Source organism: Lentisphaera profundi (genome assembly GCF_028728065.1).
GTDB classification, from domain to species: Bacteria; Verrucomicrobiota; Lentisphaeria; order Lentisphaerales; family Lentisphaeraceae; genus Lentisphaera; species Lentisphaera profundi.
The window spans coordinates 1,317,808-1,331,605 of record NZ_CP117811.1; the positions used below are offsets into that span (position 1 = coordinate 1,317,808).

The 13,798-nt window shown below is 36.6% G+C and carries 12 protein-coding genes; 5 read left to right on the forward strand and 7 right to left on the reverse strand.

Annotated elements, in window-relative coordinates; all coding sequences use genetic code 11:
• Positions 1 to 105: 105 nt before the first annotated feature.
• Positions 106 to 585: a hypothetical protein gene (locus PQO03_RS05275; RefSeq protein WP_274151698.1), complete on the reverse strand. Its 480-nt coding sequence runs from the start codon at positions 583 to 585 to the stop codon at positions 106 to 108.
• Between the two features lie 601 nt (positions 586 to 1,186).
• Here PQO03_RS05275 and PQO03_RS05280 point away from each other — a divergent pair.
• The 4 genes from PQO03_RS05280 (at position 1,187) to xrtZ (ending at position 5,388) form a co-directional block, all read left to right on the forward strand.
• Positions 1,187 to 1,321 carry a hypothetical protein gene (locus PQO03_RS05280; RefSeq protein WP_274151700.1) on the forward strand — a complete coding sequence of 45 codons (135 nt, stop codon included), beginning with the start codon at positions 1,187 to 1,189 and terminating at the stop codon, positions 1,319 to 1,321.
• Positions 1,322 to 1,337: 16 nt separating this feature from the next.
• Entirely contained in the window at positions 1,338 to 1,550 is a 213-nt protein-coding gene (locus PQO03_RS05285) for a hypothetical protein (RefSeq protein WP_274151702.1), read from the forward strand.
• A gap of 1,571 nt (positions 1,551 to 3,121) precedes the next feature.
• Complete coding sequence (locus tag PQO03_RS05290) at positions 3,122 to 3,946, forward strand: Npun_F0296 family exosortase-dependent surface protein (RefSeq protein ID WP_274151703.1); 825 nt, start codon at positions 3,122 to 3,124, stop codon at positions 3,944 to 3,946.
• A 14-nt stretch (positions 3,947 to 3,960) separates the two neighbouring features.
• The gene (xrtZ, locus tag PQO03_RS05295; protein WP_274151704.1) at positions 3,961 to 5,388 is read left to right on the forward strand and encodes an exosortase Z; all 1,428 of its coding nucleotides are present in this window, start codon (positions 3,961 to 3,963) and stop codon (positions 5,386 to 5,388) included.
• Positions 5,389 to 5,658: 270 nt separating this feature from the next.
• On the opposite strand, the gene PQO03_RS05300 is transcribed toward xrtZ, so the two are convergent.
• From PQO03_RS05300 to PQO03_RS05325, 6 genes are all read right to left on the reverse strand, one after another.
• Positions 5,659 to 7,578 carry a PAS domain-containing sensor histidine kinase gene (locus PQO03_RS05300; RefSeq protein WP_274151706.1) on the reverse strand — a complete coding sequence of 640 codons (1,920 nt, stop codon included), beginning with the start codon at positions 7,576 to 7,578 and terminating at the stop codon, positions 5,659 to 5,661.
• Positions 7,578 to 7,718: a hypothetical protein gene (locus PQO03_RS05305; RefSeq protein WP_274151708.1), complete on the reverse strand. Its 141-nt coding sequence runs from the start codon at positions 7,716 to 7,718 to the stop codon at positions 7,578 to 7,580. The genes PQO03_RS05300 and PQO03_RS05305 overlap by 1 nt, the downstream gene beginning before the upstream one ends.
• A 26-nt stretch (positions 7,719 to 7,744) precedes the next feature.
• The gene (locus tag PQO03_RS05310) at positions 7,745 to 8,446 is read right to left on the reverse strand and encodes a hypothetical protein (RefSeq protein ID WP_274151710.1); all 702 of its coding nucleotides are present in this window, start codon (positions 8,444 to 8,446) and stop codon (positions 7,745 to 7,747) included.
• A 9-nt stretch (positions 8,447 to 8,455) separates the two neighbouring features.
• Positions 8,456 to 9,403: a hypothetical protein gene (locus PQO03_RS05315; protein WP_274151712.1), complete on the reverse strand. Its 948-nt coding sequence runs from the start codon at positions 9,401 to 9,403 to the stop codon at positions 8,456 to 8,458.
• A 420-nt stretch (positions 9,404 to 9,823) separates the two neighbouring features.
• Positions 9,824 to 11,272, reverse strand: coding sequence for a cryptochrome/deoxyribodipyrimidine photo-lyase family protein (locus PQO03_RS05320; protein ID WP_274151713.1), 1,449 nt, complete (start codon positions 11,270 to 11,272; stop codon positions 9,824 to 9,826).
• Complete coding sequence (locus PQO03_RS05325; protein ID WP_274151715.1) at positions 11,256 to 12,353, reverse strand: FAD-binding domain-containing protein; 1,098 nt, start codon at positions 12,351 to 12,353, stop codon at positions 11,256 to 11,258. The genes PQO03_RS05320 and PQO03_RS05325 overlap by 17 nt, the downstream gene beginning before the upstream one ends.
• 516 nt (positions 12,354 to 12,869) lie before the next feature.
• On the opposite strand from PQO03_RS05325, the gene PQO03_RS05330 reads away from it, so the two are divergent.
• Entirely contained in the window at positions 12,870 to 13,688 is an 819-nt protein-coding gene (locus tag PQO03_RS05330; RefSeq protein WP_274151717.1) for a MaoC/PaaZ C-terminal domain-containing protein, read from the forward strand.
• Positions 13,689 to 13,798: the final 110 nt, after the last annotated feature.

Consider the following 13,798-nt stretch of genomic DNA (forward strand, 5'->3'; position numbering starts at 1 on the left):
AGAGTGCGAGCATCGTCGACACGGATACAAGCTTTTTAGCCACCTAGAGGTGAGACATCAGCCCCTTTATGGGCCTTAGCACTTGTTCTAGTTAAGCGTGGAATTTTATACTTCTACCAAAGACAAAACATGTTGGATTTGTGCTGAATCGAAACCCGCTTTTTTAAGTTGCTCACCAATCTGTTTGGCATAATCACGACTTCTGCGCTCGATGTATTCTTCTTCTGTTTCGGTGGATTCATCGACTGAGGCTTCTTTGGGGTCTTGGGTGACTGCAGGCTTGCTTAAAGCTTGCTTCTGCTCGTGTTTATCAAGAGCATATTTTATAGCTTGTTCTTCGTCCTCGAAATCGACTCTGATTGCATTGACATAAACAAGTCCGGCCTGCGTTGCCGCCTCAAGAATAATATGCCCATAAACCAGCACATAGCCAATATTTTTTATGTAGCGATAAACGATCGATTCTTGGCCATTTAAGCCATCTAATTCAACTTTGTTGATCAGTTTATTTAAAGCATCTTTATCGATGGGGAAAAGGTCTTTGTAAGGTGACAATACTTTAATGGTTTCAATATCAAGTTTCATTTTATACATCCTTACATTTAGACGAACTCAAAATCAGGGTGCTTTACTTCATTAATTCACCCAAACAGAAAACTTAAAAAAACGTCTCTTTGCTTTTCTTCCATCCATACTGAGAGTTTTTTCGCATGAATCTTTAAGCTTTCTAATGGTCGTACTTTTGTGGTGAACATCTAAAATAATTTTATCTAATTGATTCTTAATGGCTTACGATAAAACAGGCTTATCTACTCTGCTTTATCAATAAAAATGAAAGCTCATGATTGACTCTATTAATTTCCATTAAAATAATAAGCTGTCTAGTCTCTTCATAGAAAGTAAATAAAGAAGAAAGTCCATTTCATTTTAGAGAATTAAGAACTTAACTAGCAACTAAAGGTCTTTAGCTCGTTTAATGGGTCATTGTGAAAAAAATCAATGTGGCGGTTTTTAGTGACAGTGTGTGATTTCTTATTTATAGATGTATCAAATCTGTGAAAAATCATTAATCGCGCGAGTTATGTAAGTTACTAACAGTTTGAATACCAAATACTTATGTATTTTTATTATTCTTTGGCCTGATCTTTTCTGTTTTGTTAATTCAATAATAAACAGGAGATACAAAATGAAACTCAGTGAAACAGCAATTTTAAATTCGACTTTTGATATAGATAGCAAAAAATTTAAGCGGAAACCTCTACTCAATAAAATATCTTATTTGGCATTCAAAATGGGCTGGCTTAGCAGTAGAACTTTTTAATTTAAGGAGCTTTAAAATGAAATCTTATGATACCAGTGTTGTGTTCATGGATAATAGAGTTGAGAAAGCTAATGATAAGCTAAGTAGAAAGCGCATTTTAGCTAAAGATTGTTGCTTGTGTAATGATCACTGGATTCACTCAACATCCCATCCCTTTTTTCGAATACTCAATAGGCTTTTTCATCCTTCTACTTATTATTGTCAGTGTGAGAATAATAAGCAATCTTAATGCCTGTAAAAAAGTTTTATAAAATATGTCTATGAATGGATTACTTTCAGCTGAAATACTCTTTAAATGGAAATTACATGTGGGTGATCCCGACTTATGGAGTTGGCTCATTACTTTTGCCTATTTTATCTGTATTGGGATAAGTTTTTATACTTTGAACAAGGCAAAAAAATCTAAGCTTAGTAAACCGCTCATTATTCAAAGGTCGTGTATTTACATACTCCTTTTTTTAGGATTTAATAAACAACTAGACCTCCAAGTTTTACTCAATGATTACGCGGCATATCTCATCGATTTTTTTAATATCAGAGCTTATAAATACACTATTATAATTATAGCATTTATTTTAGTTCATCTCATTTTGAGCTATATCCTCAGTCGTATCATCACGAAGCATAAGACTCTACCTTTCTTCAATACTATTTTAATCCTTGCTTATTCCTTATTATTCATTTATATTTCTCTGAAAATCGGGGTGATTTATAAGGGAGATTATATTTCTAGATTAAGGATTATCGGCCATAAAGACTTTTTGAAAATCCTCGAGAGTCTCAGTCTAATCATGATATTTTATGGCCAATGGAAACTTTTAAAATCGTGTTCTCTAGCACCTCATGAGTATCAGTCCACTGGAGTAGGGTGACTTCTTCTCCAAGCCAAACTTTTTTAATAGGCTCATCTCAAGCTGTAAATAGTCTAATTTTCCCCGATTACCGCCGGACTTGAAGGGAAGTGGACGGAGTCACAATACTACAAATAAAAGATAGTTTTTCACCTTCTCGGTAATCCATATTTTAAATAACTTTGTTCTTAACCACAGATCTAGCAGATAGAACAGATAAAAATAAATAAGGCCTCTGTCCTCAACTCTTTTAGCTAAATCCCCCCCCGCAAGCTAGCAAATCTGAATAATCTGTGGTTTAAGTTTTTTCTTTGTTCCTAGCATCAGCCGATTTGGAGGAAGCAGGGCGAACGATCTCAGTTCCGCATGAGCGTCAAGTTAGGAATAATGTTCCGTCAACTCAAACACCTCGGTTCTTTTCTTTAAGGTGGAATCGTACTTTCTATAAAGCGTTCTTTTAAGTCTCTAATTCATTAAAAGTAAAGAATTATGCCCGCCGAAAGATAATGGATCTTATAAAAAATTATAGAGCGCTATGGCATGCTTAAAGAATTCATATACTTGGCTCTTAGATAGGTACAAATCTCCAAAAAATTTGATAGGTCCCTACCAAATCATACCAAGTTCCACATTTTTAATTGTATGAAATTGGTGAATTTATTGATATCTATAAATAAAATGATTTCATAAACTGTTTCATTCAAAATACTTATGTATATTTCTATTGTTTTAGCCTAGCTTTTTCTTACATCTTTTTATCAATAATAAAGGAGATAGAAAAATGAATATTAGTGAAAAGCCATTTATACGCTCAGCTATTTACATTAGAATACGATATAAATTATTTTAGTTGAAATGTATTCTAAATGATATGAGTAATACACACAACAGCTAATAATAAAAGTACCATATATAGATTTATAATAAATGTAAAAATAGAGAAAATATAATGAAAATTCCACATGAACTTATAAAGGTATTGCTATTTATTACCTTCTTGTTTGTTCAACAAGTGAGTGCACAATCAACCTTAGTAACAATTACTGAAGACTCATCAGCTACCTCTAGCTCTTTGAGTAACACGAGTGAATTCAACTTCAATAATTTGACAAATGGCTTGAATAATAATGTTTCATGGGATGGAGTAGGTTCATTCGATAAGTTATTTGTTTCAAATGCAAATGTTTGGGGTGGAGCAGTAGACGATCAAACAGGCCAAGCCTCGAAATTCTCTTGGCAAGGCAATAATTGGACACCCGTCAGTACCTTAAGTCTTAATCAAAAAAGCTCATATTTTGGTTTCTGGTGGTCGGCAGGTGATAAAAACAATCAGTTATCATTTTATAATGAAGATGAGCTCGTTGCCAGATACACAACTGAATCTATGTTTGGAAACTTAAATTTAAATCAAGATTACTATGGGAACCCACTCACAGGTGGTAATGGTGGTGAACCCTACGCTTTTATTAATTTTTTCGGTGATGCTGAAACTTCATGGGACAAGATTGAACTCACACAAAATGGTGGTGGGGGATTTGAATCCGATAACTACACCACGCGTGTAGAAAGCTTTAATCCGGAAACTGATAGTCAAGAGTCATTGGGGAATATAATAGCAGAAGTATCAGGTACAGAAACAACAAACGTTGATACTCCGTCAGAAGATTGGGCTTGGGCCTTTGAAGAAAATGCTCCAGGCGCCCCAGTACCACCTTTTTTAGCTCTCGTTATTTTTGCTGCCGCCGCTGTTCTTAAAACTAAAATTGCCAGTTAACATAGGCTACTAAGATGCCGCAGCTGGATAGTAATACCAAGAATACTCCTTCACTATTAAAGGGGCTCGTGCCATTATTAATATTTTCGTTTTTGGCTTCACAAGATTATGTTGTAGACATTTACGGTGCAATTTGTAAGCCTGTAGCATTATTTTGCTTAAATTTAGCTAGTTTATCCACCGCAGATCATGGCGTCTACTTCACTGTAAATCAACTCACAATTCCATGGACTAGGGATTGTGCAGGTATGAATTTGTTACTTGTTTTATTAGCCGTGTATACATGGATGAATCGAGATGTAGAGCAAAATTCAAAATACTTCTGGCGCTTGGCCTGTATTATACCCGCTGCAATAGCCTCCAATGTTTTGCGTGTACTCACTCTAGTGGGCTATCGTTATTTCGTTTACCCTGAAGTCGAATCACCGCAACTCCATTACTTTTTTGGTTTGTTCTGGCTTATTCCATTTGCTCTACTTGCCATTCCTAGAAATACTGAGCGATCAAAAAAATCTCTATTTTTTGAATTGCTACATATCTCCACAGTCATTGCTTTACTTGCGCCGCTGTTAAACATAAGCTATCACTGGCTTACTGCCTTGGCTGCACTTCTTTATCTTCTAAATAGTAATTTCACGAATAATTTTCATAAATATCACATCCGCTTGCTCATATTATGGTTTTTTGTAGCACTAATCATTATCTGGATAGGTATAGAATCGCTTTGGCTACCTTGGCTTTTAACTTGTCCTCTCACAGTTAACCTGAACTGGCTTCGTAGTCCGTCCGGAATTATATGCCTATGCGTCTCATGTCCACTATTTGTTCTTATACCTGGTGCAAACATATGGGGATTAGGCATTTTAGCGTTTTCCGTATTAACTTGGTATAAGCAAAAGATATTAAAATCAAAAACCCCTTTGGTGTGTTTAAATAGAACTTGGGAACGTTCCTTAACAGCATGTACCGCACCATTACTATTTCTACCTTTTCTCGCTAGTATTATTTTTAACGTAAACATAAATCACTTACAACCCCCTGCTGATGTAAAGCAAAGAGTCCTTCAAGGAATGGGATATGAATTGAGACTTGAAGGTCAATCACCTGAACTTGGCTTACTGTGGTATGATCCACAAGGAAGTGATCGACATCATGCAATAGAAGTATGTTTACAATATCGTGGAATTCATCTAAAAGAATCAAATATCCCTAATGTAAAAACTGATGGCCAACGATGGTTTAGGGAGTTTTTTATTGTGCGTGAAAATCTACTCGATAATCATCGTGATTATCTTTGGCATACCTTTGGCTTCCGCCAAGATCCGGGAATTCACATTATAATTGTTAGTGAAGAGGAAAACTTTTCAGCAGAAAATTTTGCAGAAAAATCTCAAAAAACAGCAGATAAACTATTTCAAAAATTATTTGGACCTGCAGTATAATTTATATGGCTTGACTTTGAGAGCGGTAAATATCCAAGTGAGTTGCGCCTACGATGCCTACATGGAGAAATCAATGGCCCACTTATTTCCTACCCATAGATTAAATAGCTTTGCTCTTCACTGATTTATAATTAAAAATGGGAGCCCGCTACCTAAATCTGTACGATCGGAGGTTTAAGTTTGCTCTTTAAAGCAAGTGCCGGGCCCTCTGAAACTTCATTCCGATACTCAATGTGTCATGTTTTAGGGATTTTTATCGAGTATGAGTATTTAAGCGTTTTTTTGTTCAAAAGGTAGAGTAATTAAAAAAGTACAGCCTAAGCCACTATTAGAAGAAAAATCAATCTCACCATTATGTTTATTGACAATAAAGTCATGGGACAAGGCTAAACCTTGCCCCGTACCGACACCCACATCTTTAGTTGTGAAAAAGGGGTCAAAAATTTTTGTTCTTATCTTATCATTAATCCCCGTTCCAGTATCAATAAATTTAATGATAATTTCCTGGTCTTTTAATTTTGAGATAATCTTTATCTTGCCATCAGTAGCAATTTGCTGTTGTTTAACTTGAGCTTCAATTGCATGAGCGGCATTGATAATAATATTGATAAAAGTTTGTGATAGGAAACCAGGAAAACAATTGATTTTAGGAATGTTATCATCCAAAATCATTTCCATTTTTGCATTTTTCCCCCATTCATTCTTAGATAGTAGAACAGCCTCTTTAATTAAAGAGTTTACATCATAGTCGATTTTCTTTGCTTTAGATGGGTGAGCCATGATTTTCATGGATTTTACAATGTCACTTACCTTTTTTAAGCCTTCTAGGCTACCATTAAGAGCAACGGGGATTTCGGTGTTAACAAAATCTAGATCCATCTCATCGTAAAGCGCTTCTTTTTGCTTGCTATCTAGCTCATGACTCGCTTTTAAGTACTCAAGTATATCATCGTATGACTCTTGTAAAAAAAGACAGTAATTTGTTATGTACTGGATAGGAGTATTAATTTCATGGGCAATTCCAGATGCCAAAATCCCAATAGAATCCATTTTTTGTGATTGTAAGAGCTGTGCTTGCATCTGTTCTCGCTCTCTTATGTCGCGGATAATAAGGGTGAAAAAAATGTTTTCATCTATTTTGAATGTACTCACAGATAGTTCTATTTTGATTTTTTCACCATTAACACTCTCTAAAGATTTTTGTTCTGTAAGCACCTTTTTGTTGTCAGTATTGAAGTGATAGTTTTCCAAATTAATTTCATCTATGAAATCATCACAAGAATACATTTTATCGGAGTCATTTTTTTCTAAAGACACTAAGTCGCGAAAGGATGCGTTCATTGTGAAAATTTCTCCTTTGGCATTTGAGCAAATGATTGCGTCTGCAGCTGTTTCCATTATGCTACTGATTCGTATATTTATATTTTCTACTTGCTTAGTTTTACTCCAGGCAAGTTCTTTTGCCTTTTCCAAATCATGAACATATTGTTTTAAAGTGTCAGCTAGACTTTTTAACTCTACAGGATTTTTGTAGGGAAAATTCTCCGTCGAAATCTCTTCTTTACTTGCCAATGTCTTTAAAAGTTTTATGGGGTCAGCAATAGTTTTATTGGACCATTTTATGATGAGAAAAGTGAAAATGATAAATGCAGTTGGGCATATATATAGAGTTCGTTTTAAAGTAATTTGACGAGAATTTATTTTCACTTTCTCCTTATTTATTCGAATGATTAAATCAGTTGAGTATAAGTTTAGAGCTTGATATAAATCTTCCGTTAGTGCATCACTTTTACTAATGATCTGAACCCATTCATTTTCATTAAGTTTTCTTTTTCCTGGCTGATGGGCTACAGAACATAAATTTAAGACCGCATTAATTTTTTTGTTCAAGACTTTTAAACGTTTTTTTTCTTTAAATTGATTATTGAGAAATGTTATGGCCTCACCTTGATCGACTAAGCTATCATAAATATAAGCTTCTCTATTATTTAAATATAAATCTAGGGACATTAACCATTGTTTTAGAAGCATATTAGCTTCTTTTATTCTCAATTCTTCACGGAGAGATTCTTGTAATTGTTGCTGTTTTAAGTTTAGTTTATGAGAGTTATATAAAACGACTCCAACAGCTAAAAAACCCACACACATACACGATATAACAAGTACTATAGTATAAAAACTGATTTTCATTATTCGTCAGTTGCCGGTTGTATATTATCAAGGGCAAGTCCTAGAGCTTTAATGCTTGTAAAGCTCATAGAATCTTTAGGCTTAGGTAAAAGTACAGGTTGATATAAAACATTGAATTTACCTTGCTTGTGTTCACCCATGTAATAATTCTGTGTCGTTTTATTTATCATATAAAAAAATGTTTATCATCCGTATCTTTAAAGAATTTTATCTCATTAGCATCAGAGTCATTATCGCTACTGATCAATTTATATTCGATTTTATCTTTTTTACTTAAATGTTTCAAGCGCAGTTTTTTAATCTCATCCGCCCAGGAAGATTCGGTTAAAGCAATTGTTTTTATAGCGGATTTTAATAAGATTTCAGTGAGTATTTTTTGATCGTTATTCAAGTTTTGGTAGAGCTCATTATTCACTAAGTTTTTTAAAATAGCTTTGATTTCAGTGAAGTTTTTGCCTCTGATTATTTTTTTAAAACTATCATCAAGCAGCCTGTTTTTTGCACTTGTACGACAACGCTGAAAAGTAAAATCATCAATGTTTAAATTTAAATCCAAAGACCAAATTATTTCGACTAAACCCCACTTACTTTTTTCTGATCTAGCGTGAACAATCCCAAGTAAATCAGTCTCTTTTTTAACAGCATATAAATTATGTCGACCAATTTCATAGAAATAAAGTGGAAAACCTAGGTGTTGTTCAACATCAAGACGAGTTTGATCATCAATCGTAGATATAATAGTCTCAAAATTTTGACATTCTGGATAAAGTATATTGATTTTGGATTGGGGATGTCTCAAGGCACAGTAGCCTTGGCTATAGCCAAGGCTAGTAAAAATAAATAAGGTAGAGAGTAAATATTTTATCATGATTATCTCCTAAAACCTGTAACGTATTTGAAATTCAATTAGTTCCTCTTGCTCTTCTGGAGGAGATTCAAATTCCTTCATAAATTGACTGCTTAAATTCAATTGATTGTTTATCTGGTAACTTATACCAATACCTGCTCGTGACAAATAAGTATTATTTTCTAGATTTTGATAAAAATGTTGTATGTAGACTTCAGCACGCTCATCATCACTTTTTATATTGAATTCTAATAGGCTTCCCAACAAATCTTCATCTTCGATTTGCCCACCATGTATTTCTATTAAGACACTTTTATTCTCAAAGTAATATTCAAAATCCAAAGCCATTATATCTCGTTTAGTGGTTGATTTTTCTTTTAAAACCTCGCCATGAAAAAACGACAAACCATAATCAAAATTACTGTCGTTTAAACTACCAACTCTACCAGAAATGGCGTAGGGATCCTCTCTATCCCTGTATTTCATGCCAGAACCTCGTGTCAAGGCTATTTCATAAAGCCAGCCATCTAGTTCTTGCCCCATGGCAAAGCCCCAATCCATTTTCATACCAATTTTAGCTCCTTGGCCATATTGATGAAGATCCCCAAAGCTATCTTTATTGTATTCACCACCAAAAGGGATTTCAAAATGACCTATTTTAAAATAGGGCTTGTCACTGCCCCATGCATTAATATTTAAGGCAAAAGTTCTGAATAAAAATTCCCAGTCATGATTATCATCATAGACACCAGGAGTTCTGTAGCCATTATCAATTCGATTGACAAAAGGTTGGATGGTTAAACTCCCGAAATCAGCCCCATTTACAGTAATTATTTTATAAAAATCAATTCCTATAAAATGTTGTAAACTGAGCTCGTCAGCTTCGTTCCAGTAAGAACTACGAGAACTTAAATCAAAAGCTAAACGACTATTTTCCAGTCCTGGAAACTCTCGATCAGCATATAAAGAATTGCTCAATAGCGTAAAAATAATAAGTAAAAACTTTTTAATAATCTACCTTCCTATAAATCAGACTTAATTTTAATATATTATTGTTTGAATTGAACATAAACAAGTGAAAACAATAGGTATTATTAAATAATGATTTAAAATTTGGTCATAGTTCTGCAAATTGTCACCCCATCTGTACCATCTGCGGTATAAGCTTCTTTCTTCTTTCTTCTTTCTTCTTTCTTCTTTCTTCTTTCAGGCTTTGCACAATCTACCAGTGAGCAGGGCGAACGCTCTCTGCTCGGTACGAGCGTTCCCTCAGCGCAAAGCGCGTAAACTCAGGAACTCCGTTCCGTTAACTCAGGCGGAGCCGTTCTTTCTTCTTTCAGGCGAAGCCGATCTGCCAGCGAATGAAATGAGCGATCTCAGCGCGAAGCGCGTCAACTCTCATCGAGTGTGAGTATCTAAAATTCTTTTCCTTTCATCTTTAACGAGTGGGTTACTCCGCAAGCCCCAGATGCGATCCTTCGCAACGCCATAAGTTACTTTAAGATCAACGATTGGCTTTGGGTAGGATTGGAGAAGAACATACCCTTTCATGCTGGCTTCCATGGGTTCAATATTCCATGGCTCATGAATTTCATTCTTATTGAGTTCCTTGAGTTCAGGCACCCATTTACGAATAAAATCTCCTTCAGGATCATGATCCATAGATTGCTTAATAGGATTATAAATTCTCACAGCATTAATCCCCGTTGTACCTGCTTGCATTTGGAACTGAGTGAAATGAATACCGGGCTCATAATCTAAAAAGAGTTTAGCTAAATGATAAACCCCATCACGCCAGTCTTGAGCTAAGTGATGACAAAAAAAGCTCGTTAGCATCGCTCGCATGCGGAAGTTAATCCATCCAGTTTTATGGAGGCAACGCATGCAGGCGTCAAGCAAGGGATAGCCCGTGTGGCCCGTTTCCCAAGCTTTGATAAAGTCCGCATTATAATCAATGATCATTAACTCATAAGCTTGATTCAGGCATAAGTACTCATAAGAACATTCAACTTCAAATTTTTGTATGAAGTGACTGCGCCATTTGACTCGCGTTAAAAAGCCTGAATAAGCTCTTTTGTGATTTTCATATGCCTTGGATTGTTTCACCTTTTGGTAAACTTGTTTAGAACTGATATTGCCCCAAGCCAAATACGGAGACATGCGACCACAGGATTTTCGACTCAGTGCGGGTTTTGAAATGTGCTTTTGGTAATTTTTCCCGCGATCGGATAAAAAACTATTTAAGTAGAGGTGAGCGGCATCCTCACCAGGGGGCTGCATCTCTTTTAGATTGGGTTTTATACGATCAAAGAGAGAATTTACGGGAGCAAATAAATCTTCCTTAAAGCAAAAGTTGCTTTGGCTATAGCTATTATTAATCATCTTTTCATGGTGTAAGGAAAACCATTGCTTATCCCAATCATCACGATTTTGAATACCGCGTTTGATTGCGCTATGTTCCGCTTCGAGCAAGTCAATATTTTGTTTTTTGCAAAAATCTAAAACCTTTTTGTCGCGTTGCCATGTCCTTTGGGTTCCATGCTCTTGATAGGCCAATATATTTCTTATTTTATACTCAGTTTCAATCTGTGTGAAGGCCTCTAGAGCTTCACAATTTACTATATAGAGAGGACGATGAAAATCCTTTAATTTTCGCTGCATTTCCAGTAAAGAAACTCGAATAAAATCGAGATGTCGCTCAGAGACATCCGGTGCTCTTAATAAATTCGGTTCAAAGCAATAGAGTAATAAATAGGGTATAGGCATCATTTCTGCTGCCGCCAAAGAAGCATGATCATTTAAACGGAGGTCCCGCTTTAACCAAACGACGTTAATTTCTTTCTTCAAGGAGCTGCCTCTTACATTTTTTCCAGAATTTATAGAAGGATGAATAATTGCCTTTTACCGAGCTTAAACTCTCACGTTGATCCTCGACACCCAGATAATCATTTAAGGGATGCTGACGATAGTAGATCTCTCCACGACACAAGTTTTTGAGTTCAGAAAAATCTCCCACAAAAATAATCAGATCATTAATGTTTTTACTGAGATCTAAAAAAAAGGTCATGACTTTTTCCGAGATCGGATAACGCTCAAATACTTTTGGCTCAATGAGTAAAATACGATTGGCCACTTGTTCAGACCTCCACTTTGGATCCAAATTATAGTAATTGAATATAAGCGTATCATCATGTACTAATGACTCCGGATTTTGGCAGTGGATTTGCTTCCAAATTAACTTTTCATCAGCAAGTATCAGCATTTCATCTACTTCATTATATTGAGCTAAATCATCATAGCTTTTGTCTAAATAAGTTCCACGCTCATTCACACGACAATACTTGTTGATGTTCTCCTGATTCGCAATGTATTTTTTGTCATTTAAGCAACCAGCTACCCATTGCCAACTCAGAGCATTCGAAGCCCAATCACCATCCAACAAGTGATAGTACATCCACTTGGCTGCCTCATGCCAGTGATAAGCACCTATGTTACAAATGCTCATCGCCACATACATCCGCATGTGATTGTGCATGTAGCCATCCTTGTAGAGTTTCTCTATCGAAACATTAAATACGTCTATACTACTCCGTACATTTATTAAACTGTTCGGGAGACCGTGCCTCTGCATAGATTTTTGACTGAAATTTAAGTCGGAATCAATTTTATCTCCATGAAAATCCCATTGGCTTTGCCAGTAATCACGCCAAGCCAATTCTTGAACAAATTTCTCAATGTTTTCTAAGGCATAACCACGCTTAATCAAAGAATTGTAAACTGTCCGTGTACTGATGATTCCACGTGAAATATAGGGAGATAAATATGAAACACCCCCATCTAAAAAATTCCTCGTTTTTGCGTAATGGCTCACTTTATATGAATCAACTAAATCTATAATATCATCATAATGACTACTAAAATTATTCATTTCTTTCTCACTGGATTATTATTGAAACTATGGTTGATTTATTCCCAAAAACAAGAAAAACATTCAAATCGTTCACTTTCTCGACTTAAATCACCGCTTTACCCGCAAACTACAGACCTTTTAACAGCTCTCAAACTGGGACAGCAGCAGGGAAGGGGACGGAGTCCACATACTTCATTCATCCGCTAGGCTTCAGCCGTTAATACTTCTTTCAGGCGAAGCCGATATTTCCTCTTTTAGCGCATCGTTCTGCAGGGCTTTGCCCGATCTGCCAGTGAGCAGGGCGAACGCTCTCAGCTCGGTACGAGCGTTCCCTCAGCGCAAAGCGCGTCCCCTCAGTTCGAAGCGCGTCCCCTCAGTTCGAAGCGCGTCCCCTCAGTTCGAAGCGCGTCCCCTCAGCGAAGCAACTCAATTAAAAATTTAGAACTAATAATTGGAGCGCAGCGATCTCCCTAGCTTAAATATTACTCTTCGTGGACTCGAGACCCTATAGTAGCTTATCAATTAGGAGACCCCGTGATTCACTATACTGAAAAACCCTCAATTTTGAAAAGTTCCTTGAGTTTATTGCGGCATCGACCCAAGTTTCAGCCTCATGCTCAGCTACCTGAAATTGACTTAAGATGGTCCTTGCCTTGCATCGATTTACTTGAGCTTAATCATTATCAAAAACTCTGCGGATACACAATTGGTGCTCAAGTCCCGCTTTGCTTTCCTTACGTGCTTTGCGGACCTCTGCATTTGCAGTTGCTCACGCGTTTGCCCATCCCAGCCATGGGATTGCTACATCTACGCAGTCAAATACACTTAAAGGCTGCAATTGATTCCTCTAGTCCTTGCCAACTTATCTGTCGCAGTGGCAATAGCCAATTAACACCCCAGGGATTGGAATTTGAGGCCATTTCTATTTTAGAGCAGGGGGGACAAGTCCGCTGGAGCTGCACCGCCACATTTTTGCGTCGAGCTAGCTTTCCTGAGGCAGAGGATTCCCCCGCGCCGGTCTTAAGTAAATTGGACTATAGAGATCCCATTGCTAGCTTTGCTATTCCTCGAAATATCGGTCGACGTTATGCGCGGCTTTGCGGGGATTTTAACCCCATTCATATCTCAAGCCCCAGCGCCTGGCTCTTTGGACTCAAGGGATCGATAGCTCACGGCATGTGGGTTACTGCTCGTGCCCTTGCATTGATACTTCAGCAAGTTGATTCACTCGAGCTATCTTTTAAAGGCCCCGTGTTTACTGGTGGTCAGGTTGACCTCATGCAAAATGACTCAGACTTCAACCTCTTTTACCGAGGGAATCCACGCCCCGTTATTCTCGCAAAAATGAATTAAACGACTCATTCAAAATTGTGGCGAGAACCAGCTTAGCCTTTCCTTCTTCACCACAGATCTAGCAGATAGAACAGATGAAATAACTTGGACCGCAAGTTGTCAACCTTTTT